This is a genomic window from Rhizobium sp. P1_C7 (genome assembly GCF_056406295.1).
The window spans coordinates 106,286-126,419 of record NZ_JBFUAL010000001.1; the positions used below are offsets into that span (position 1 = coordinate 106,286).

General features: G+C 60.9%; 17 protein-coding genes and 1 tRNA gene. 14 read left to right on the forward strand and 4 right to left on the reverse strand.

From position 1 onward, the window contains the following. The first annotated feature begins 23 nt into the window (after positions 1-23). The 3 genes from AC1D2R_RS00540 to AC1D2R_RS00550 are packed head-to-tail and all read left to right on the forward strand — an operon-like array spanning position 24 to position 3,744. Positions 24-941, forward strand: a complete 918-nt coding sequence (locus AC1D2R_RS00540; RefSeq protein ID WP_477963724.1) for a carbohydrate ABC transporter permease — start codon at positions 24-26, stop codon at positions 939-941. Further along, positions 938-1,801, forward strand: coding sequence for a carbohydrate ABC transporter permease (locus AC1D2R_RS00545; protein ID WP_477963726.1), 864 nt, complete (start codon positions 938-940; stop codon positions 1,799-1,801). Before AC1D2R_RS00540 ends, AC1D2R_RS00545 begins: the two co-directional genes overlap by 4 nt. Before the next feature lie 26 nt (positions 1,802-1,827). Continuing rightward, positions 1,828-3,744, forward strand: coding sequence for a glycoside hydrolase family 127 protein (locus AC1D2R_RS00550; RefSeq protein ID WP_477963728.1), 1,917 nt, complete (start codon positions 1,828-1,830; stop codon positions 3,742-3,744). A gap of 62 nt (positions 3,745-3,806) precedes the next feature. On the opposite strand, the gene AC1D2R_RS00555 is transcribed toward AC1D2R_RS00550, so the two are convergent. Continuing rightward, the gene (locus AC1D2R_RS00555) at positions 3,807-4,544 is read right to left on the reverse strand and encodes a type 1 glutamine amidotransferase (protein WP_477963730.1); all 738 of its coding nucleotides are present in this window, start codon (positions 4,542-4,544) and stop codon (positions 3,807-3,809) included. A 115-nt stretch (positions 4,545-4,659) separates the two neighbouring features. On the opposite strand from AC1D2R_RS00555, the gene AC1D2R_RS00560 reads away from it, so the two are divergent. Beyond that, entirely contained in the window at positions 4,660-4,956 is a 297-nt protein-coding gene (locus AC1D2R_RS00560) for an Rdx family protein (RefSeq protein ID WP_477963732.1), read from the forward strand. Positions 4,957-4,958: 2 nt separating this feature from the next. On the opposite strand, the gene AC1D2R_RS00565 is transcribed toward AC1D2R_RS00560, so the two are convergent. Next, a complete protein-coding gene (locus AC1D2R_RS00565; protein ID WP_477964603.1) occupies positions 4,959-5,321 on the reverse strand; it encodes a BA14K family protein in 363 nt (120 codons plus the stop codon). Between the two features lie 242 nt (positions 5,322-5,563). Between AC1D2R_RS00565 and AC1D2R_RS00570 the strand changes: the two genes are divergently transcribed. Continuing rightward, positions 5,564-5,650 (forward strand) — tRNA-Leu (locus AC1D2R_RS00570). A 163-nt stretch (positions 5,651-5,813) separates the two neighbouring features. Here the strand turns inward: AC1D2R_RS00570 and AC1D2R_RS00575 are convergent. Together AC1D2R_RS00575 and AC1D2R_RS00580 are read right to left on the reverse strand one after the other, a co-directional pair. Next, a complete protein-coding gene (locus tag AC1D2R_RS00575) occupies positions 5,814-6,158 on the reverse strand; it encodes a hypothetical protein (RefSeq protein ID WP_477963734.1) in 345 nt (114 codons plus the stop codon). Positions 6,159-6,275: 117 nt separating this feature from the next. Further along, complete coding sequence (locus AC1D2R_RS00580) at positions 6,276-7,910, reverse strand: GumC family protein (protein WP_477963736.1); 1,635 nt, start codon at positions 7,908-7,910, stop codon at positions 6,276-6,278. A gap of 158 nt (positions 7,911-8,068) precedes the next feature. Between AC1D2R_RS00580 and AC1D2R_RS00585 the strand changes: the two genes are divergently transcribed. The 9 genes from AC1D2R_RS00585 to AC1D2R_RS00625 all read left to right on the forward strand — a co-directional run bounded on the left by AC1D2R_RS00585 (position 8,069) and on the right by AC1D2R_RS00625 (position 20,107). Further along, a complete protein-coding gene (locus tag AC1D2R_RS00585) occupies positions 8,069-9,103 on the forward strand; it encodes a glycoside hydrolase family 5 protein (protein ID WP_477964605.1) in 1,035 nt (344 codons plus the stop codon). Positions 9,104-9,105: 2 nt separating this feature from the next. After that, positions 9,106-10,380: a hypothetical protein gene (locus tag AC1D2R_RS00590; protein WP_477963738.1), complete on the forward strand. Its 1,275-nt coding sequence runs from the start codon at positions 9,106-9,108 to the stop codon at positions 10,378-10,380. Positions 10,381-10,463: 83 nt separating this feature from the next. Next, complete coding sequence (locus tag AC1D2R_RS00595) at positions 10,464-11,468, forward strand: acyltransferase family protein (RefSeq protein ID WP_477964607.1); 1,005 nt, start codon at positions 10,464-10,466, stop codon at positions 11,466-11,468. Positions 11,469-11,686: 218 nt separating this feature from the next. Further along, positions 11,687-12,571: a formyltetrahydrofolate deformylase gene (gene purU, locus AC1D2R_RS00600; protein WP_477963740.1), complete on the forward strand. Its 885-nt coding sequence runs from the start codon at positions 11,687-11,689 to the stop codon at positions 12,569-12,571. A 113-nt stretch (positions 12,572-12,684) separates the two neighbouring features. Continuing rightward, positions 12,685-15,612, forward strand: a complete 2,928-nt coding sequence (locus AC1D2R_RS00605) for an aminotransferase (RefSeq protein WP_477963742.1) — start codon at positions 12,685-12,687, stop codon at positions 15,610-15,612. A 515-nt stretch (positions 15,613-16,127) separates the two neighbouring features. Further along, positions 16,128-16,322: a hypothetical protein gene (locus tag AC1D2R_RS00610; RefSeq protein WP_477963744.1), complete on the forward strand. Its 195-nt coding sequence runs from the start codon at positions 16,128-16,130 to the stop codon at positions 16,320-16,322. 138 nt (positions 16,323-16,460) lie between these two features. After that, positions 16,461-17,465: a P1 family peptidase gene (locus tag AC1D2R_RS00615; RefSeq protein WP_477963746.1), complete on the forward strand. Its 1,005-nt coding sequence runs from the start codon at positions 16,461-16,463 to the stop codon at positions 17,463-17,465. A 46-nt stretch (positions 17,466-17,511) separates the two neighbouring features. Then, positions 17,512-18,426: a LysR family transcriptional regulator gene (locus tag AC1D2R_RS00620; protein WP_477963748.1), complete on the forward strand. Its 915-nt coding sequence runs from the start codon at positions 17,512-17,514 to the stop codon at positions 18,424-18,426. A 151-nt stretch (positions 18,427-18,577) separates the two neighbouring features. Beyond that, positions 18,578-20,107, forward strand: a complete 1,530-nt coding sequence (locus tag AC1D2R_RS00625) for an ABC transporter substrate-binding protein (protein WP_477963750.1) — start codon at positions 18,578-18,580, stop codon at positions 20,105-20,107. Positions 20,108-20,134: the final 27 nt, after the last annotated feature.

Sequence of the window (20,134 nt, forward strand, 5' to 3'; positions counted from 1 at the left end):
CAGGAATGATGCGGAGTGTTTTGATGGCCGTCACGGGTCAGGTACAGCGTTCACCTGCGCGCAAGCGGGTGCAGAGACCGGAATGGACCGGGCTTCTCTACATCGCTCCGGCGATGCTTCTCGTCATCGTATTCTTCGTACTGCCTGTCATTTTCACCGGCTGGATGAGCCTGCACAACTGGCCACTGATGGGCGCCCAGCGCTGGATCGGTTTCAACAACTATGTCCGCATGTTCAACGACAGCCGTTTCGTGTCGGCGCTGAACTTCACGGCCTACTACACGGTCATCGTGACGATCGTGATCTTCGCGGTTGCCTTTCCGCTCGCGCTGTTCGTCGAGCGCGAGCGAGCCTTCGTCAGCACCTATCGCACGGTCATCTTTCTGCCCGTCGTCGTCGGCCTTGCCTCCGCCTCTCTGCTCTGGGTGTGGCTGGCAAATGTCGATAGCGGCTTCATCGGCCCGGCATTGAAGGCACTCGGCCTAGTCGACAGGCCACCCAACCTGCTTGCGACCTTCGACAGCGCGTTTCTCACGATTATCGTGATGGTCGTCTGGAAGATCGCCGGCTTCACAATGATCATTCTGTTGACCGGACTGCAGGCCATTCCGGCCGACCTGACGGAAGCGGCAGTCGTCGACGGCGCGAGCTGGTGGCAGCGTTTCCGCCATATCACGCTACCGCTGATGCGACGGACGATCGCGCTTGCGCTGATCATCTCGGTCACCGGCTCGATCCTCGCCTTCGATCAGTTCTACATCATGACCTCGGGCGGCCCGCAGAACCGCATGATCTCTGTTGTCTACTACATCTTCAATCAATCGTTCGTGTCGTTCAATCTCGGCTACGGGGCAGCGCTCTCGATCGCGCTTCTCGCCATTCTCATGGTCATCAGCGTCGCCCAGCTCTGGCTGCTGCGGGTCGGAGAGGAGCGCTCATGAGCCTCGTGACCGGAAGGCAGAAGAACAAGCAACTGCGGGCGCAAAGCGCCTATCACGGGACCGGCCTGGCCATCGCGATCCTCTTCCTGGCCCCATTCGTCATCACGCTGCTCGCGTCGTTGCGCCATGGCACGGAAGCCCGCCTCCCGCCGCTGCCGCCGTGGCCAACGACGGGCATCAGCTTCGATTCCTATCGCTCGCTCGACAGCTTCGGCGCCGGCATCTGGCAGCACACCGTCAACTCGCTGATTGTATCGCTAGCGACCGTCGTGTTGACCGTGGCGATCAGCCTGCTCGCGGGATACGGCTTTTCCCGCTACCGGTTTCCGTTCAAGAACGTCTTCTTCATACTCATCATCGCCACGCTGATGATCCCCTTCCAGTCGATCCTGACGCCGCTCTTCATCATTCTGGCGAAGCTCGGGCTCAACAACTCGCTCTTCGGGCTGACCCTCGTCTACGTGACGCTGCAGCTGCCGTTTTCCGTCTTCATGATGCGCAATGCCTTCGACGCCGTCCCCAAGGAGATTGAGGAGGCCGCCCGCATCGATGGCGCGCACGACATGAAGCTGTTGGTGCTGGTGCTGCTGCCGCTCGTCCTGCCGGGTGTGGCGACGGTGGCGATCTTTGCGTTCCTCAATGCCTGGAATGAATTTCTGGCAGCGCTCGTCCTCTTGTCCAGCAACGAGAAGTACACGCTGCCCGTTCTGATGATGGCGGTTCGCGCCGGCCGCCTCGGAGCGATCAACTGGGGTGCGGTGCAGGCGGGCGTCGCCGTGATGACCATTCCCTGCCTCATCGTCTTCCTGCTTCTGCAACGATACTACATGCGTGGGCTCATGGCCGGCGCGGTGAAATGAACTCCCGAGAAAAGATGGATTGCACCATGAGCAAAGTGAAAAGAGACCGCCAGTTCCGTCCGCTTCCCGTTCCCAATGTCGACGTGCATGGGCTCTTCGGCGACCGCCAGGACGCCATCTGCGATTCCACCGCCGAAACCCTGCTCGACCGCTGCGTCGAGGCAGGTATGGTGCGCGCCATCGACATCGACCAGCCGAGCGCCGGTGTCGTCATTCCGGTCGGTCCGTGGGGCGGCTCAACGCAGATGTTCTGGGATAGCGACCTCGGGAAGTCGATCGAAACGGTCGCCTATTCGCTTTACCGGCGGGCCAACCCGGCCCTCGAGGCCCGTGTCGACGCCATTATCGACCTCTATGAGAAGATGCAGGATAAGGACGGCTACCTGAACGCCTGGTTCCAGCGCGTCCAGCCCGATCGTCGCTGGACAAATCTACGCGACCATCACGAACTCTACTGCGCCGGCCACCTGATCGAGGGTGCGGTGGCCTACTATCAGGCCACAGGCAAGCGCAAGCTGCTCGAAATCATGTGCCGCTTCGCAGACTGCATGATTACCGTCTTCGGCCACGGACAGGGCAAGATCCCCGGCTATTGCGGCCATGAGGAGGTGGAACTGGCGCTGGTCAGGCTCGCCCGCGCCACGGGAGAGAAGAAGTATCTCGATCTGGCGAAATTTTTCATCGACGAGCGCGGCACCCAGCCGCATTTCTTTACAGACGAGGCGATCCGCGACGGCCGGGATGCGGCCGACTTCCATCAGAAGACCTATGAATACGGCCAGGCGCATCAGCCAGTGCGCGAGCAGGCGAAAGTCGTCGGCCATGCCGTCCGCGCCATGTACCTCTATTCGGGGATGGCCGACATCGCCACCGAGTACAACGACGACACGCTGACTTCGGCGCTCGAGACCCTGTGGGACGATCTCACGACCAAGCAGATGTACGTAACGGGCGGCATAGGCCCGGCCGCCGCCAACGAAGGCTTCACAGATTACTACGATCTGCCGAACGAAAGCGCCTATGCCGAGACCTGCGCCTCCGTGGGGCTGGTTTTCTGGGCCAATCGCATGCTCGGTCGCGGTCCGAACCGGCGTTACGCCGACATCATGGAGCAGGCACTCTACAATGGCGCCATGGCTGGTCTCTCGCTCGACGGCAAGACGTTCTTCTACGAAAATCCGCTGGAAAGCGGCGGCAGGCATCATCGATGGATCTGGCACCATTGCCCTTGCTGCCCGCCTAACATCGCCCGCCTGCTCGCCTCGATAGGCTCTTATATGTACGGCGTCGCGGACGACGAGATCGCCGTCCATCTCTACGGTGAAGGCAAGGCCCGTTTCGAGATCGGCGGGACGGCTGTCGAACTCGCGCAGCAGACGCGCTATCCTTGGGACGGCACCATCCGCTTCGACGTGGCGCCTGTAAAGCCCGCCCGTTTTGCCATATCCATGCGCATCCCGGAGTGGGCCGATGCGGCCACGCTCAGCATCAACGGCGAGGCCGTGAACCTCGCATCGGTCGAGGTCGACGGCTACGCCCGCATCGAACGCGAGTGGAAGAGCAGCGATCACATCGATCTCCACATTCCGTTGGCGCCCCGCGCCCTATGGGCAAATCCGCTGGTGCGGCAGGACGCCGGTCGTGCGGCCTTGATGCGCGGGCCGCTGGTCTATTGCGTCGAGGCAACCGATAACGGGTCGGGCCTCAACGGCCTTCAGCTCGCCGGCGACGTCGCCGTGGCAACGACGGAAGAAATGGCCGAGCTGGGCGGCGCGGTCGCTCTGGATCTGCCGGTCGTTCGCGACGCTGCAAACTGGGGAAGCGCGCTCTATCGCACCAGGCCGCCTACCGCCGAGAGGGGCATCGCGCGTTTTGTCCCCTATCACCTGTGGGACAACCGCTCGCCCGGCGAAATGCTGGTCTGGATCAGATCGGGGGCGTGATGCTCTAGCTTCAAGACGCTTCCGAACCGCGCGGCGGCCGCTCGGAAGCGTTTCATTTGCCATCAGCCGGTGATCGCCTGCTTTTCCGAGCGTGCGGCGACCTCGATCATGCGAACCCAATTCCGAGCGATGGCAACGCCGTTCGTGTCGGCATTTGCCGCATTCGCCGACGCAAGGGCCGGATACCGGTCGCGCCAGCCCGGTTCCATGCGCTCTATCGTCGCCTGGAACTCTACCGCCCAACTGTCGACGACTTCGGAATTGGCTTCAAAATGGAATTGCGTACCATAGGCCGCGCGCCCGACGCGAAAAGCCTGGTTTTCCGCAAGCGCGCTGGTCGCAAGGAGGCGTGCGCCGTGCGGTAGCGTGAAGCTATCGCTATGCCACTGAAACGTCGTGAAGGTCTCGTCGAGCCCGGCAAGAAGCGTATCCGCCTTACCGTCTTCCGTCATCCCGACCGACTGCCAGCCGAACTCCAGCGCCAGATTCAGCTGATTCTCGGCGCCATAGGCCCGTGCCAGAATTTGCGCGCCGAGGCAGATGCCGAGCACGGCCTTGCCCGATTCGGAGAAGCGATGCATGAGGCGGGCGAGGGCCGGCAGATAGGGGTAATTCTCGTCGTCGAGCGCATTCTGTTCGCCGCCCAGCACGACGAGCGCATCATGGTCGAAGATCCCGCGCGGCAGACGACCGTCGAACCATGGCCGGAAATATTCGATCTCGGCATTCGCTTGCGCCAATGCGATGCCAAGCGATCCGAGAGGCGTGCTCTCCATGTTCTCGATGACGGCAACTCGCATCGGCCACTCCTGTCTGATCTGCCGAGAAAGAGGAACACCAAGCACTTCGCTATTGCAATATGAATTGCGTAACGCATCGTCACTTCTTAAATCCCGACGACGAAAGGAAACCGATATGGTTGAAAACAAACCCCGCGTCACAATCCTCTATTGCACCCAGTGCAACTGGCTGCTGCGGGCCGGTTGGATGGCGCAAGAACTGCTGCAGAGCTTCACCGACAGCCTCGGTGAAGTCGCTCTCCTGCCCGGCACTGGCGGCAATTTCGAAATCCGCATCGACGGCGAACTGATCTGGGAGCGCAAGCGCGACGGCGGCTTCCCCGGCCCGAAGGAGTTGAAGCAGCGCGTCCGCGACATCATCGAGCCCGGCCGCGATCTTGGCCATGTGGATCGCGCGTCGCTAGAAAGCTAACTCTAGTCGTAGGGTGAGTTGCAGGTCTTGTAGATCCCTTCATAGGTGATGAAGCGATCGGTTTTCGGGTTGTAGCTGCGGTATTGATTGCGGCACCAATCGACATGAAACGATTTCTTCGGCTGAGTCGGGCGAACTGTGCGGACCGGCGGAGGATCATAGTAGAGCGGCGCCTGTCCCTGCGCCTGCGGACGGTAATAGGTTGGTCCTGTCGCCGATGGCGGCCGGTAGTTCGGCTGGACGTAAGCCGGGCGGAAGGATTGCTGCGGACCAAACGTGAAGCAGCCCCGAAAGTCGCACATCGTCGATTGAACCCTGATGATGTCGGGACTGCCAGTCGCTTGCCGCAAAGGCTCAAGCGGCATCGCTGATAACAGGCCAACGGCCCCGAGCGATAAGATCACCATCAAAGACAGATTCTGCAAGCCGGCCATCGCGACAATCCTCCCGTGTGCAGCCAATATAGTGCGTATCGTCCGATCAGCGCCATCCCGGTCATGCAATTGTGCAGGAAGCGCGCTTCCAACAGTCTTTTTTACCGGCTGTCAGGAAAACTTCAAAAACCCTGTTGACAGCAAGAGGCCACGCCCGTACATGGCTCTCCGTCGCCCAGATGGCGGAATTGGTAGACGCGCCAGCTTCAGGTGCTGGTACCCGAAAGGGTGTGGAGGTTCGAGTCCTCTTCTGGGCACCATTCCATTTTGAGAAAGCCCTATTTCTCAGCATATTCAATGGTTGGATACCTCCGGTTCGCCGGAGGAACCATTCCCGGAGAACGAGCCGGGACGATGCGCGTGCTTCTGGAAATTCTCAAAACAGTTCGTGATGTGCTCGTCGCGCCGCACGCCATTTGCTGGTTAGCGAACCGGCTGATAGTGGCCGCGGCGCGGCACCTGTGTGCCCGTCGTCGCGATGCCGTCGCGGTCGCAGACGTAGACGAGTGTCGGCATGCCTCCGGAGCGGAATACCTCGTCGTAACGGCGGCGGATCAGTCTCGTTTCGGTCCGGCAGGTGAACTGCTCTTCCACGGTCTTGTCGGGCTGCTCCTTCACGCCCGGCAGATCCTGGTAGGGATAGAGCGGCGGAACGCGTGTCTGACCCGCGCGGTTCCAATCGGTCGCAGACGCGGTGGCGGTCAAGCCTGACGCCAGGGTTAATGGCGCCAGGGTCAGCGCCGCCAGTAGCATCGTCACAATTCGCATCGCATGGATCTTCTTCCGGAAGTCTGGCAGTGGTTTCCTTCATTGCATGTAGGCAGGCGCGGGGTTGGCATCAAGCCAATGCAGTTGCGCACAATACCACGTCGCAGAAACGTGAGCTCAGGCCGGCCTGCGGATGTAGCCCCTGACAACCGGATGCGCGAGGAGGCTTGCGAGGATTGCAAATCCTGCGCCGGCGGCAAAACCCGCCAGAAATCCGCCAATCACACCGGCGATAAGCAGCAGCTTCTTGCCGGGACCGTCAGCCTTCACTGGCAGCTCGGCTTCGGAAATGATGCGCATATTGTTGCGCGCCAGATTTTGCTCCTCGGTCGTCTGATCGGAGCGCTTCAGCAGCGCCTCGTAGATTTCGCGCGCGGCTGCTGCTTTGCGCTGCAACTCGTTGAGCTCAACCTGTTTGTCGGAGGTGTTGACCTGAAGCGCCTTCTGTGCGGAGAGCTGCTTGGAGACGGCCTCCTCTGCCTTCCTGGCCTGGTCGTATTGCGAGCGGGCCGATGTGGCGATCCGTTCCAGCTCGCTTCGGACCTCGTTGGCGATACTCTGCAGCGAGGACCGCGCGGCCAGCAGCCGCGGATGCCGGGCACCCAACTGGCTCTCCAGATTGCCGATGAGCGCCGCTTGCGTCGCATATTGCTGGCGCAGGCTGGCGAGTGCCGTCGATGTGGCGTTCTGGTCCTGCTGGCTGCCGGCGACGACCTGCTCGAAACTGAGCTTGGAGGCGGCATCGGCACGGGTCTTGGCCTGGATTGTCTTGTCCTGCGCCGCGACAAGCAGCGTATTGAGCGATGTCAGGCGTTGATCGGAGATCAATCCCTGCTGTGTCGAGGCCATGTCGTTGTCGGCGCGGTAGGTTTCCACCGCTTGTTCTGCCTGCTGCAGCTTCTGGCGCAGATCGGTTAACCGGCCGTCCAGGGCAATTGCCGTGTTTTCGTAAAGACCGGTGGATGCGTTGCTTTCCTCCCGCAGGAAGGAGGAGACCACCTGGTTGGCAAGCTTCGCGGATTTCTGCGGATCGCGCGTTGTCGCCGCCAGAGAGACGACATAGGTCGTTGCTTCCCGCGTAATGACGACCGCCTTTTGCAGCGCGCTTATGACAGCCGCTCCATCCGAGCGGCCGGCGGTGAATTCCGGATCCTGATAGAGGTTCATAGCATCGGCGACGCGCCGCAGCACGTTGCCGGAGGTCAGGATCTGGGCCTGGCTGTCGACGAGCGCGGACATCATTTCGGGAGATGAACCCGAAGATGAAAACGATTGATCGGCCACACCGATCGGGCGGGGATCGAAATAGAGGCTGGCCTTCGCGGTGAACTTCTGTGGCGCCATGGGTACGACGACGCCGCCTGCAAGCGCGCCAAGAAGCGAGAGGCCGAGCACGATCAAACGACGGTTCCAGATGGCGGAGATCGCCGATCCGAGGTCCAGGAGCGGCACGGCCGCTGGTGTTCTCTGTACTTCCGGCATGGACGTGCGCGCAGGAGCGGAGGGTTCCGCACGGGCTTGCCGCGGCTGCGGGATCGCTCGGTCCGGGGCGGGCAGGACGTAGGGCAGGAGCGAATCGGGCGGTATGTCTGCGGGGGGCTCTCTCACAACGGCGACTGGTCGCGGCTGGGCAAAGTCGCTAGGTCGCAGCGCAGGGCCGCGCGCCGGTCGCTTTGGCGCCAAGGCATCGTCGTGCTCGTAGCTGCGCCATTGCGGCAGCCGACTGACCTTGCTTTTGTCGAACTGATTCATGCCTTGACTCCGGCGCTCCGGCCGGTTTCAGCCGCACTCCCCGTACTTTAGAAATTCTTAGCTAACGGACCGTTAAGCTGTGTAAACAACGTCGTTTTCAAGAAGTGTCGCAAATGATTCGCCGCAAATCAAAGGGGTTCCGGACGATCGCGGTCGCGATGGCTGTCTTTGCGGGATCGACTGGCGTGAAGGCGTCGCAGGACCAACCTCTTTGCTACCGGGGTGTCAATCTGTCTGGTGCCGAATACGGCGATCGCTCCGGCGTTTACGGCACGAACTACACCTATCCTTCCGAGACGACGATTGGTTATTTTGCGGGCAAGGGCATGACGGTCATTCGCTTGCCGGTCCGCTGGGAGCGCCTCCAGCCTACGCTGAATGCTGCTCTTGATGTCGATGAACTGCAGCGCTTGGCGGATACAGTCGCGCTGGTACGCAAAAGTGGCATGTCGGTTGTCATCGATCCCCACAACTTCGCCTATTACGACAAGACGCGGATCGGCAATTCGCCGGTCACCAACGGCGCCTTCGTTGATTTCTGGGCGCGGCTTGCCGCCGAATTCTCCAATCAGGATGGCGTGCTTTTTGGACTCATGAACGAGCCGCACGATATTCCCTCGGAGGACTGGTTGAAGGCGGCGAACGCGGCGATCCGCGGTATCCGAGCGGTTGGAGCCAGGAACCTGGTTCTCGTGCCGGGAACGGCGTGGAGTGGCGTTTCGACATGGCAGAATGACGTCGTCGGCGGTGCCAACGGCCGGGTGATGGTCGGCGTTCGCGACCCCGCCAACAACTATGCCTACGAGGTGCATCAGTATCTGGACGCTGATTCGTCGGGAACGCATGCGACCTGCGAAGGCGCCGACGCCGCGATCGATGCTATCGGCCGGATGACGTCGTGGCTCAGGCAAAATGGCAAGCGCGGGTTCCTGGGCGAGTTCGGCGTATCCTCCATGACGCCCTGCGTTCAGGCGCTCGATGTGATTCTCCGGCAGATATCCGACAACAGCGACGTTTGGCTCGGCTGGTCTTATTGGGCCGCCGGCGAATGGTGGCCGCCCTCGGAGCCATTCAATGTGCAGCCGCCGCATGACGGCAGCGAGCGACCGCAAATGACGACGCTCGCCCGCGCCTCCTTTGCAGACGGCAAGCCGCCGGCAAGCTGCGCCGGCGTGGCGCATCCGGGAGACTGAGGATGGATGCTGCATCGGCCTCGTCAGGGCGCAGGGAAGGCACTCATGAGCTGTCGCTTCGGCCGGGGCGTGCGGCTGTGGTATCGGCCGCAAAACAGCCCATCGACTATTCGATCCTGACCCTTGGGCTACTGTCTGTGCTCTATAACGGGCTTCTTGCCTACATAAACCACAACATCACGCTACTCTCGATGACGCACGTCGCCGCGATGGAAGGCGTCATCATGGTCTGGTCTGTCGCCTATCTCCTGAAGAGAGGCATATTCGAGGACGACCTCCCGACGCTTTTCTTCATGCTCTTCACATTGTTCGTGTCGGTCTACATCAGCGTGCTCAACAAGATGGCGTTCGTTGACCATTTCCGGAACGTCCTGATCATTTTCTGCTTTGCAGGCCTTGGTAGCTGGTGCAACGAGCGGACGCTGAAGCTCGTCTTTCGCATTGCCGCGCTGGTGGTCTTCGTCTTTCTCCTGTTCGAGATTGTCGATGTGAAACTCTACGTCAGCCTCGTGCATCCGTCGGACTATTTCGCCAATACACGCGGCCTGAAGCCCTACAGCTTCAACACGACGGGTCTTTTTCAGAATGCGCTTGGCTTCCCCGGACGGTTCTCCTTCGGAATCATCGATCACAGATCGTCATCGATCTTTCTCGAACAGGTCTCGCTTGCAAATTTCTGCGGGGTCATGGCGATTTATCTCGCCTCGATGTGGAACAGGCTCGGCCGCGGTGACCGCACCCTCCTGATCGCGACCGCAGTGCTGATCCTCACGACAAACGACACCCGCACGATGCTGATTTTCAGTCTGGCATGTATCGGCGGCTATTTTGTTTTTCCGCTGATTCCGAAATTCTGGAATCTGGCGCTGATGCCGCTGATAGTCGCTGCTGGATTTCTGGTTTTCTCGGTCAATCCGAATGCGACCGGAGACAACTTTACCGGCCGTATCAATCTGACGATGCACAAACTGATGGAAGTCGATTCGCTGGCGCCGCTTGGCCTTGCGGCCGATCGCATCGCCGAGTTTGCCGACAGCGGCTATGTCTACCTCATCTATGGAGCGACCGTCTTCGGTGTCATCGCCTTCTGGCTTTTCGTCTGCCTCTACCCTGCGGGTCACACGCCGGCGCAGCGTCGTGCGGCGCATTCACTTTCTCTTTTCATTTTCCTGAATATGATGATCGGCGGAACCGCAATCTTCTCCATGAAGATCTCCGGGCTCCTCTGGCTGCTGATAGGCCATATGCGCTTCACCGATAGGCCGCGGGTCGCTTAACGTTGTTCGAATACTGTATTGCGTTGATGTGTGGTGCCTCACGCGAAGATGGTGCCGCTGGATCGAAGGGAGCGCTGGGCTCGATGCTGTTCCAGCTTCAATATCTAAGAGCGATTGCCGCACTGCTGGTGGTCTATTTCCACTCCGTGCTGCAGTTTCAGAAGGTCGATGCCGGCTTCGATCCGGTGCCCTACACGTTCGGCGAGACCGGCGTGGACATCTTCTTCGTGTTGAGCGGCTTCGTCATGTGGCTGACGACGAGGGGGCGTGCCATGACGCCTGTCGAATTCTATCGCCGCCGCATCAAGCGCATCGTGCCGCTTTACTGGCTCGCCACCCTGTTTTCGGCCGCAATCGCTTTCCTGGCGCCACGGCTGTTGAAGTCGACCGAGTTCGATCTGCCGCATCTTTTAGCCTCGCTTTTCTTCATCCCCTGGCTAAATCCCGCCGATACGACGCTGATCGCCCCGGTTGTCGTGCCCGGCTGGACCCTGAACTACGAGATGTTCTTCTATCTCGTCTTCGCACTGCTCCTGCCGATTCCGGAGCGCTGGCGCCTTCCCGCACTCGGTGCGGCTTTCGCCGGCATCCTGGCCATCTGCCACATTTTGCCTGCAACGACGGCGACCGAGTTCTATGGCAAGCCGATTATCCTCGAGTTCCTGGCCGGCGTCGCGCTTGGATGGCTCTATTCTGAAAAGACACTCCTGCCAAAAAACCTCGCGTGGCTGGCGCTTGTCGTGGGCGCGATTTTCCTGTTGTTGAACGAGAAGCTGACAGGACCTGGCAGCCGCTTCTACGCGTGGGGAATACCTGCGGTCTTTATCGTCTATGGTGCGGTTTCCATCGATTTTTCCAGGCTGCCGTTTATCGGCTGGCTGAACTATCTCGGGGATTGTTCATACAGCATCTATATCACGCATGCCTTCACGCTTGCCTTCCTGAGGATCGCCTCCGGGCACCTGCCCACAGGCCTGCTGCACCACCCCGTCTCTTTCGTTGTCGCTTGTCTTTTGCTGTCGTCCATCGTCGGCGCGATCATCCACGAGATAACCACGCCACGGAAAAAAGCGGCGCTCGCCGTCTGACAATGCCGACGCGGCGGGGATACGCGTCTCTACGGCGCAAGCGGAACGGAGTTTTGAGCGCGCTGTCGTAAGTTGATGCGGGTGGTGGGCGGCCGGCTGGCATCAGTGGGACCGTTTCTCCAGTAAATCGCTGCGCGCCTGAGAGCGTCTGCTTGATCGGCTGCTTCGCTTTGATCTAAGCAGGCCTGCCGGCAGATGCCGAAAGAGGAATGGAAAGCATGACGAAGTATGTATTGACGGTCACGTGCAAATCGACGCGCGGCATTGTTGCGGCCATTGCCAACTATCTCGCGGATCAGGGCTGTAACATCATCGATTCCTCGCAGTTCGATGATCTGTCCACCGGCAAGTTCTTCACCCGCGTTTCCTTCATTTCGGAAGAGGGGGTAGCGCTACCCGTGCTGAAGGAAGGTTTCAGGCCGATTGCCGAGAAGTTCGGCATGGACGCCGAAATCCATGACGGCGAGCAGCGCATGAAGGTATTGCTGATGGTGTCCCGCTTCGGCCACTGCCTCAACGATCTGCTCTACCGCTGGAAGATCGGCGCGCTGCCGATCGATATCGTCGGCGTCGTCTCCAATCATTTCGACTATCAGAAGGTCGTGGTGAACCACGACATTCCCTTCCACCACATCAAGGTGACGAAGGAGAATAAGCCGCAGGCCGAAGCGCAGATCCTCGATCTCGTCGAGCAGACGGGAACCGAACTCGTCGTCCTGGCGCGCTATATGCAGGTATTGTCCGACGCCATGTGCAAGAAGATGTCCGGCAAGATCATAAACATTCACCACTCCTTCCTGCCAAGCTTCAAGGGCGCAAACCCCTACAAGCAGGCCTATGAGCGCGGCGTGAAACTCATCGGCGCGACGGCGCACTACGTAACGGCCGATCTCGACGAGGGCCCGATCATCGAACAGGATACGGCCCGCATCACCCACGCACAGAGCGCCGACGACTACGTATCGATCGGCCGCGACGTCGAAAGCCAGGTTCTGGCGCGTGCCATCCATGCCCACATCCACCGCCGCGTCTTCCTCAACGGCAACCGCACGATCGTCTTCCCGGCAAGCCCCGGCAGCTACGCTTCCGAGCGCATGGGCTAACTGGCGCGGGAACGTCGCGATGGTCCGAAGGGATGTGATCTGACCGCTTGCCGATAGCAAGCATTCGATTATCTGCTTATTGTGCAAGATCGAATCGCGCGGTGGGGGATATCATGACCGATGAAACGCTTGCTCGGCGTCTCGAGCTTTCGCGTCCGGATGTGACGGCCGCGGAGGCCAGCGACATTCTCCTGTCGCGTTATGGTCTATCCGGCGCGATCAACGAACTTGGCAGCCAGCAGGATCGCAACTACCGGGTCGATACCGGCGAGCGTCGCTATGTGCTCAAGATCTGCAACGTGGATTACCAGACGGTGGAGCTGGAGGCGCAGAATGCGGCGATCCGGCATCTGGGCGCAAAAGACGACGCACCGCGCGTTCCCCGGGTCGTCGCGTCGACGGATGGGCAGGATATCGTCGCGGTTACGGTTCGCGACCAGACATTCCAGGTTCGCCTGCTGGAATATCTCGAAGGCGAAGGGCTGACACAACGCAAATATCTTCCGAAGGAATCCGTCTCCGCACTCGGAGCGCTATGCGCGCAGTTGGCGCGGTCGCTTGCGGATTTCGATCATCCGGGCCTCGATCGCACTCTGCAATGGGATCTCCGTCGCGCCGGACCGGTGGCCGTCCAGCTGCTCTCGGCGATCACCGACAGCGCGGCCCGCGATCGTATCGCCAAGACCATGGTTGCAGCGGTGCGCCGCATTCAGCCGTTCGCGACCGCGCTTCGCCTGCAGGCGGTGCACCACGACGTGACCGGCGACAATGTCGTCAGCCGCCGTGACGCGCATGGCCGCCTGATTCCGGACGGCGTCATCGATTTTGGCGATATCATCCGCGGCTGGCTGGTCGGCGATCTTGCCGTCACCTGCGCATCGCTTCTGCACCAGGCGGACGGCGACCCCTTCTATGTGTTGCCCGCCGTCAAGGCCTATCACGACGTCTATCCGCTGAAGGACGAGGAGTTGAAGGCACTCTGGCCGCTCGTCGTCGCGCGCGCCGTTATTCTGGTTGCCAGCAGCGAGCAGCAGATTTCCATCGATCCGGACAATGACTATGTCCGTGGGAATCTCGAACTGGAAAGGCGTATCTTCGATGTGGCCATGTCCGTTCCGTTCGAGCTGATGGAAGTTGCTATCCTGAAAATCGCCGGGATCGAGGTGGCGAGCGTTGCGACAGACGATTGGCAGCCATTGTTCACCGATCTCGATCCGGAACGTCTCTCCTATGTCGATCTCGGCGTCCAGAGTCATCACTTTGTTGCAGGCAACTGGTCGCAGGGCGATATGGACTGGCGGCTGCTCGCACGCGCGGCTGCCGAAAGTGGAGCGGCCGCGACCCGCTATGGCGAGTACAGGCTGTCGCGCGCCAGCCTGCGAAGCGCAAAGCCGTCCGCTACCTTTGCGCTGCATGCCGACATTTGTTTACCCGCCGGAAGCACCGTTGCGGCGCCCTTTGCCGGCAAGATCGGCTGGCAGGATCATCATCTCGTGCTGGCCGGCGAGCGGATAAGCCTCCATCTTGATGGTTTGGACCTTGTCGCCGGCGATGGCGCCGAGGTCGAGCCGGGCCAGGAAATCGGCACCGTCTCCGGCGAACCATCATCCCTGGGAGGGTTGCGGGTGCAGCTGTCCACGCTTCGGGGAGCAGAGCCGCCGCTCTTTTGCGTGCCGTCCGAGGTTTTTGCCTGGGCCGCACTTTGCCCGTCTCCCGCGGCCCTGCTCGGCGCAGGTGTCGAGGCGCCGGCGCCTTCGACGACAACGCTCTTTGCTCGTCGCGAGGCGCATTTCGCCCACCCCCAGAAGCACTACTACAATGCCCCGCCGCAGATGGAGCGCGGCTGGAAGGAGCACATGTTCGATGTCGAGGGGCGCGCCTATCTCGACATGGTCAACAACGTCACCACTCTCGGCCATGGCCATCCGCGCCTGGCAGAGGCGGTCAGCGAGCAGTGGTTGCGGCTCAACACGAATTCGCGGTTCCACTACGCAGCGATTGCCGAATTCTCGGAGCGTCTTGCGTCTCTGGCCCCGGAAGGATTGGACACCGTCTTTCTCGTCAACAGCGGCTCGGAAGCGAACGATCTGGCGCTGCGGCTTGCCTGGGCTCACACCGGCGCCCGCAACACACTTTGCCTGCTGGAGGCCTATCATGGCTGGTCGGTGGCCAGCGATGCGGTCTCGACCTCGATTGCCGACAATCCGCAGGCTCTAACGACAAGGCCGGAATGGGTGCATCCCGTCATCTCGCCCAATACCTACCGCGGGCAGTTCCGCGGTCCGGATTCAACCGGCGACTATCTGCAGAGCGTGCTGACGGCAGTGGAAGAGATCGAAAAGAGGGGCGAGCGGCTCGCCGGCTTCATCGCCGAGCCGGTCTACGGCAACGCCGGCGGCATCGCGCTTCCGAACGGGTATCTGGGTGCCGTCTATGCGCAGGTGCGCGCCCGTGGCGGCCTCTGCATCGCCGACGAGGTGCAGGTCGGCTATGGTAGGCTCGGTCACCAGTTCTGGGGCTTCGAGCAGCAGGGAGTCGTACCCGATATCATCACCGTCGCCAAGGGCATGGGCAATGGTCATCCGCTCGGGGCGGTCATCACGACGCGCGCCATTGCTCAATCGCTCCAAAAGGAAGGCTACTTCTTCTCCTCGACAGGCGGCAGTCCGGTGAGTTGCGTCGTGGGAATGACCGTGCTCGACATCATGGCCGACGAGCGGCTGCAGGAGAATGCGCGCGAAGTTGGCGATCGCCTGAAAAGCCGCCTGTGCGGGCTGCTCGAGCGATTTCCGCTTGTGGGAGCGGTTCATGGTACCGGCCTCTATCTCGGTCTGGAGTTCGTCCGCGACAGAACGACGCTTGAACCTGCAACAGAGGAAACGGCGGCAATCTGCAGCAGACTGCTCGATCTCGGCATCATCATGCAGCCGACCGGCGATCACCTCAATGTGTTGAAGATCAAGCCGCCGCTGTGCCTTTCGGCAGAGAGCGCGGATTTCTTCGCGGACGCCCTGGAAACGCTGCTTTCCGACGGTTGGTGAACATGTCGCGGCGGCGTTAACCATTTCGGTCATTTCGAGGCTTCTCGCTTTTTAGTCAAATGCCCATTGCCGGAATCAGTGGTGCTTCCTATGTCTGGTTGCGAGCGACGGAGAGCTTCCTTCCGTCACACGAATTGCACAAAGAGCTGATAGTAGTTCCAGTGAATTCGGTTGTGGCGGAATTATTTTTTCCTAATCGCCGACATTTTGATATGTTTCGGAATATGTTTCCGAAAAGCTGTCCTGTATTGTCTACAAATAAAGTAGATTAAGAAAGACAGTCATCACCGGTCCCGGTGTTCCGGGGCCCAAAGCAAGCGCAACGCCAAGAAAGGAACGAGACTTGAAAGACATCAATATTCTTGCCGCGCTCCTTGAGCGACCCGTGCTTGGAAATGACCGTCCGGGCGCTCTCTCCCGCCCGAACTGTCGAATGTGACGTTCGTCCCCCTTTAAACGGTCCAGACAAGTCAATTCGCCATCGCCAGCGTATTCGCGCGGCAGGAGTTCTACGTATGAAAAAAGAAGTTATCGAATATGCAGGCGTTCCCGTCGGGATCGTCATTCCGGATGAAAACCGGCTGAAGTTCATCGCAGTGAAGTATCACGTCCATGACCTCGACGAGCAGCATTTCGGCTCGCCGGCCGAGGTGAAGCTCGCAATTCACGACCTGATGACGCGCCGCCATCCAAAACCCATCCATGCCTGAGGGCATGATACCGTAGCGGCTATGCACGGCCACCAGACATCTCCGACCGGTCCCGCCAGAAGCAGGGCCGGTCTTGTTTTTTGGTCGTTCTTGCGATCCTACCGCGCACTCCCTGATCAAGATCCGATCGAAGGAAGGATGCCGCACTTGCTCAATCTCCTCACCGACGTCGAAGGTATTTCCATCGGCCACGCGACCGATCTGACCCTCGGCTCGGGCGTGACGGCAATCGTTTTCGACGAGCCCGCGACTGCATCTGGCGTCATCCTGGGCGGTGCGCCGGGCGGGCGCGATACCGCGCTGCTCGATCCGTCGATGACCGTCGGCAAGGTGGATGCTTTCGTTCTCTCCGGCGGTTCTGCGTTCGGTCTCGATGCGGCAGGCGGCGTCCAGGGCGGCCTGCGCGAAATCGGCCGCGGCTTTCCGGTCGGCAACATGCGGGTGCCGATCGTGCCGCAGGCGATCCTCATGGATCTCCTGAACGGCGGCAACAAGGACTGGGGTACGCACTCACCCTATCGCGACATGGGATACGAAGCCTTCCGGGCGGCATCGAAGGGCAGATTCGAGCTCGGCACGGTAGGCGCCGGGACTGGCGCGACCACCGCGACATTCAAGGGTGGCCTCGGCTCCGCAAGCGCGCAGAGCAGCGCCGGTCATCGCATTGCCGCGATCGTCGCCGTCAACGCGCTTGGATCCGCAACGATCGGCGAGGGGCCGCATTTCTGGTCCGCTCCATTCGAGCGAGACGGTGAGTTTGGTAGTCTCGGCCTGCCGTCGTCGATAACGCACTGCGACACGGCAATGCGTCTCAAGGGCATGAACACCACGGCAACGACCATAGGCGTCATCGTGACCGACGCCGAATTGACCAAGGCCGAAGCGCACCGACTGGCTGTTATGGCCCATGACGGCTTCGCCCGCGCCTTGCTGCCGGCGCATCTTCCGCTCGACGGCGACACCGTCTTTGCGGCGTCTACGGGCAAGAAGGCGCGCGACGGCCTGCGCGATTTCATGGAGCTTTGCCACCTTGCAACGCTCGTCACGGCCCGCGCCATCGCGCGTGGCGTCTACGAGGCAACGGCGCTTCCCGTCGAGGGCGCGCAGGAAGCCTGGAGTGACCGCTATCGGGATCGTCGCTGATCGCTTACATAGTTTCGGTATTGCCTGAAGCGGCGGGGAAGGTGACATGCAGATTCGGGCCTTGTTGTATTTCGACGAGCTGGTGCGGACAAACTCCATGCGCCAGGCCGCGGAGAATCTGAACGTCGCGCCGACTGCGATCAGCCGGCAGATCGAAAATCTCGAATATCACTTCGGCGCGCCGCTGGTGGAGCGCAGCGCGAGGGGCGTCAAGCTTACCGCGGCAGGCGAACTGCTCGCAGCTCGTGCGGGGCGCACCCTGCGCGAACTCGACCACGTCGGCCAGCTGATCGAGGACCTGAAGGGTCTGCAGCGAGGCCGCGTCCGCATCCATGCAAACGGTGCGACGGTCGCCAACTTGCTTGCCCCTGCGCTCGCCGAATTCAGCCTGAAATACCCGAAGCTGCGTTTCGAGGTGTCGATCACCAGCGCCCGCCAGGCTGTCGAGGCGGTCAACGGTGCGGAAGCGGATATCGCGGTGACGCTGTTTGCGCCGCCGATGTCCGGCACCAAGGTACGGCTCCGATCGCAAATCGGCTATGATCTGATTGTTGCGCCCGGCCATCCCGCGATCGCAAAGAGCGAAGTCCACATCCGGGATCTTGCGGACTATTCGCTGGCGCTTCCGGACCAGTCCTTCGGCTTTCGCCAGGCGTTCGATGCGCTATGTGAAAAGGCCGGGTCGGCCTTCGAACCGGTTTTCGTGACGAGTTCGCTCGACATGCTGAAGGAACTGGTTCTGAGCGGTGCGGCTGTGACCTTGTTGCCCACGCTGACTGTTCGCCGCGAGATCGATGCCGGCCAGCTCTGCGCCGTGCCGCTTGCCGCCAAGAGCGCTATAAGCACGCACGTCGATCTCTGCGTGGCGCCCGACCGCCAACTCTCCTTTGCAGCGACCAAGCTACTCGACTTCATCGAGCGCTTCATGCGCGATCGCGCCGACAGCGAGCCCAAAGAGTAGCGCGGTGGGCTTGCATCGCCGCAGGAATTCCGGTGTAGCTTTTTCGGCTACGCTGAGCACACAAAATCGTCGTTGTGTGTGCACTGTTGCAATGACACTCTAATTCGCAATGGGCCAGTTGCAGACAGCGGCGGCCAGACAGGGGAACATGATGATCAACGTTTCGCTCGCGCCATCCGCGCGGCTCGTCCGGCGACTTTCGTTCGGAGCGGCCGTCTCGGCCGGCCTCGTCGTTCTGAGTTTGACGCCCGCCGAAGCCGCCAAGACAACGCTCAATCTCGGCATGACGATCGAGCCGGCCGGGTTGGATCCGACGATCGCTGCCCCAGTCGCCATCGGGCAGGTCACCTGGCAGAACGTGTTCGAAGGCCTTGTGATGATCGATGAGACTGGCAAGGTGCAGCCGCAGCTCGCAAGGAGGTGGGAGATTTCGGATGACGGTCTCACCTATACGTTCAAGCTGCAGACCGGTGTGAAGTTCCACGACGGAGAGGCGTTCGACTCGGCGTCGGCCAAGTTCGCGCTGGATCGCGCCCGTGGCGCGGCATCTGTCAATCCCCAGAAGCGTTTCTTCGCCTCGATCGCCTCGATCGATACGCCCGATCCCGCAACGCTCGTTCTGCACCTGTCGGCGCCGACGGGCAGCCTGCTTTACTGGCTCGGTTGGCCGGCCTCGGTCATGGTGGCGCCGAACTCAGCCGCTGATGACAAGATCAAGCCGATCGGCACCGGTCCGTTCAAGTTCGTGAACTGGGCCAAGGGCGACAAGGTAGAACTCGAGAAGAACCCGGACTATTGGAACACGGCGGCTTCGGTGAAGCTCGACAAGGTCACTTTCCGCTTCATCGCCGATCCGCAGGCGCAGGCCGCGGCACTGAAGTCGGGAGACGTCGATGCGATCCCGGAATTTGCCGCACCCGAGCTGATGGCCTCCTTCGACGGCGACACGACGCTCCTGACCCGGATAGGCCATACCGAACTCAAGGTCGTTGCCGGAATGAACAACGCCAAGAAGCCGTTTGACGACAAACGTGTGCGCCAGGCGCTGATGATGGCGATCGACCGCAAGACTGTGGTGGAGGGCGCCTGGTCCGGCCTCGGCACACCGATCGGCAGCCACTACACGCCGAACGATCCGGGCTATGTCGACCTCACCGGCAAGCTGGCCTACAATCCGGAAAACGCAAAGGCACTGCTCGCCGAAGCCGGCTATCCCAACGGCTTCAGCTTCACCATCAAGTCGCCTCAGATGGCCTATGCGCCGCGCAGCGCCCAGGTCATGCAGGCGATGCTGGCTGATATCGGCGTGACGATGAACATCGAGCCCACCGAATTCCCGGCGAAATGGGTTCAGGACGTCATGAAGGACCGCGCCTACGAGATGACGATCGTGGCCCATGCAGAACCGATGGATATCGATATCTACGCGCGCGACCCCTATTACTTCAACTACCGAAATCCGGCTTTCAACGACCTGATGAAGAAAGTGCAGGAGACCTCGGATCCGGTCGCCCAAGCAAAAATCTACGGCGAGGCGCAGACGATCCTCGCCGAGGACGTCCCCGCGCTCTATCTTTTCGTCATGCCGAAACTGGGCGTCTGGAACAAGAAGCTGAAGGGGCTCTGGGAGAACGAGCCGATTCCCTCGAACGTGCTGACGAACGTTTCCTGGGAGGACTGAGGGTAGCGTGAAAAGCGGAATTGGCGA

Excerpts from the sequence above, each read along its gene's own strand:
- AC1D2R_RS00540 (WP_477963724.1), top strand. The coding sequence starts at position 24 with ATGGCCGTCACGGGTCAGGTACAGCGTTCACCTGCGCGCAAGCGGGTG.
- AC1D2R_RS00545 (WP_477963726.1), top strand. The coding sequence starts at position 938 with ATGAGCCTCGTGACCGGAAGGCAGAAGAACAAGCAACTGCGGGCGCAA.
- AC1D2R_RS00550 (WP_477963728.1), top strand. The coding sequence starts at position 1,828 with ATGAGCAAAGTGAAAAGAGACCGCCAGTTCCGTCCGCTTCCCGTTCCC.
- AC1D2R_RS00555 (WP_477963730.1), bottom strand. The coding sequence starts at position 4,544 with ATGCGAGTTGCCGTCATCGAGAACATGGAGAGCACGCCTCTCGGATCG.
- AC1D2R_RS00560 (WP_477963732.1), top strand. The coding sequence starts at position 4,660 with ATGGTTGAAAACAAACCCCGCGTCACAATCCTCTATTGCACCCAGTGC.
- AC1D2R_RS00565 (WP_477964603.1), bottom strand. The coding sequence starts at position 5,321 with ATGCCGCTTGAGCCTTTGCGGCAAGCGACTGGCAGTCCCGACATCATC.
- AC1D2R_RS00575 (WP_477963734.1), bottom strand. The coding sequence starts at position 6,158 with ATGCGAATTGTGACGATGCTACTGGCGGCGCTGACCCTGGCGCCATTA.
- AC1D2R_RS00580 (WP_477963736.1), bottom strand. The coding sequence starts at position 7,910 with ATGAATCAGTTCGACAAAAGCAAGGTCAGTCGGCTGCCGCAATGGCGC.
- AC1D2R_RS00585 (WP_477964605.1), top strand. The coding sequence starts at position 8,069 with ATGGCTGTCTTTGCGGGATCGACTGGCGTGAAGGCGTCGCAGGACCAA.
- AC1D2R_RS00590 (WP_477963738.1), top strand. The coding sequence starts at position 9,106 with ATGGATGCTGCATCGGCCTCGTCAGGGCGCAGGGAAGGCACTCATGAG.
- AC1D2R_RS00595 (WP_477964607.1), top strand. The coding sequence starts at position 10,464 with ATGCTGTTCCAGCTTCAATATCTAAGAGCGATTGCCGCACTGCTGGTG.
- purU (WP_477963740.1), top strand. The coding sequence starts at position 11,687 with ATGACGAAGTATGTATTGACGGTCACGTGCAAATCGACGCGCGGCATT.
- AC1D2R_RS00605 (WP_477963742.1), top strand. The coding sequence starts at position 12,685 with ATGACCGATGAAACGCTTGCTCGGCGTCTCGAGCTTTCGCGTCCGGAT.
- AC1D2R_RS00610 (WP_477963744.1), top strand. The coding sequence starts at position 16,128 with ATGAAAAAAGAAGTTATCGAATATGCAGGCGTTCCCGTCGGGATCGTC.
- AC1D2R_RS00615 (WP_477963746.1), top strand. The coding sequence starts at position 16,461 with ATGCCGCACTTGCTCAATCTCCTCACCGACGTCGAAGGTATTTCCATC.
- AC1D2R_RS00620 (WP_477963748.1), top strand. The coding sequence starts at position 17,512 with ATGCAGATTCGGGCCTTGTTGTATTTCGACGAGCTGGTGCGGACAAAC.
- AC1D2R_RS00625 (WP_477963750.1), top strand. The coding sequence starts at position 18,578 with ATGATCAACGTTTCGCTCGCGCCATCCGCGCGGCTCGTCCGGCGACTT.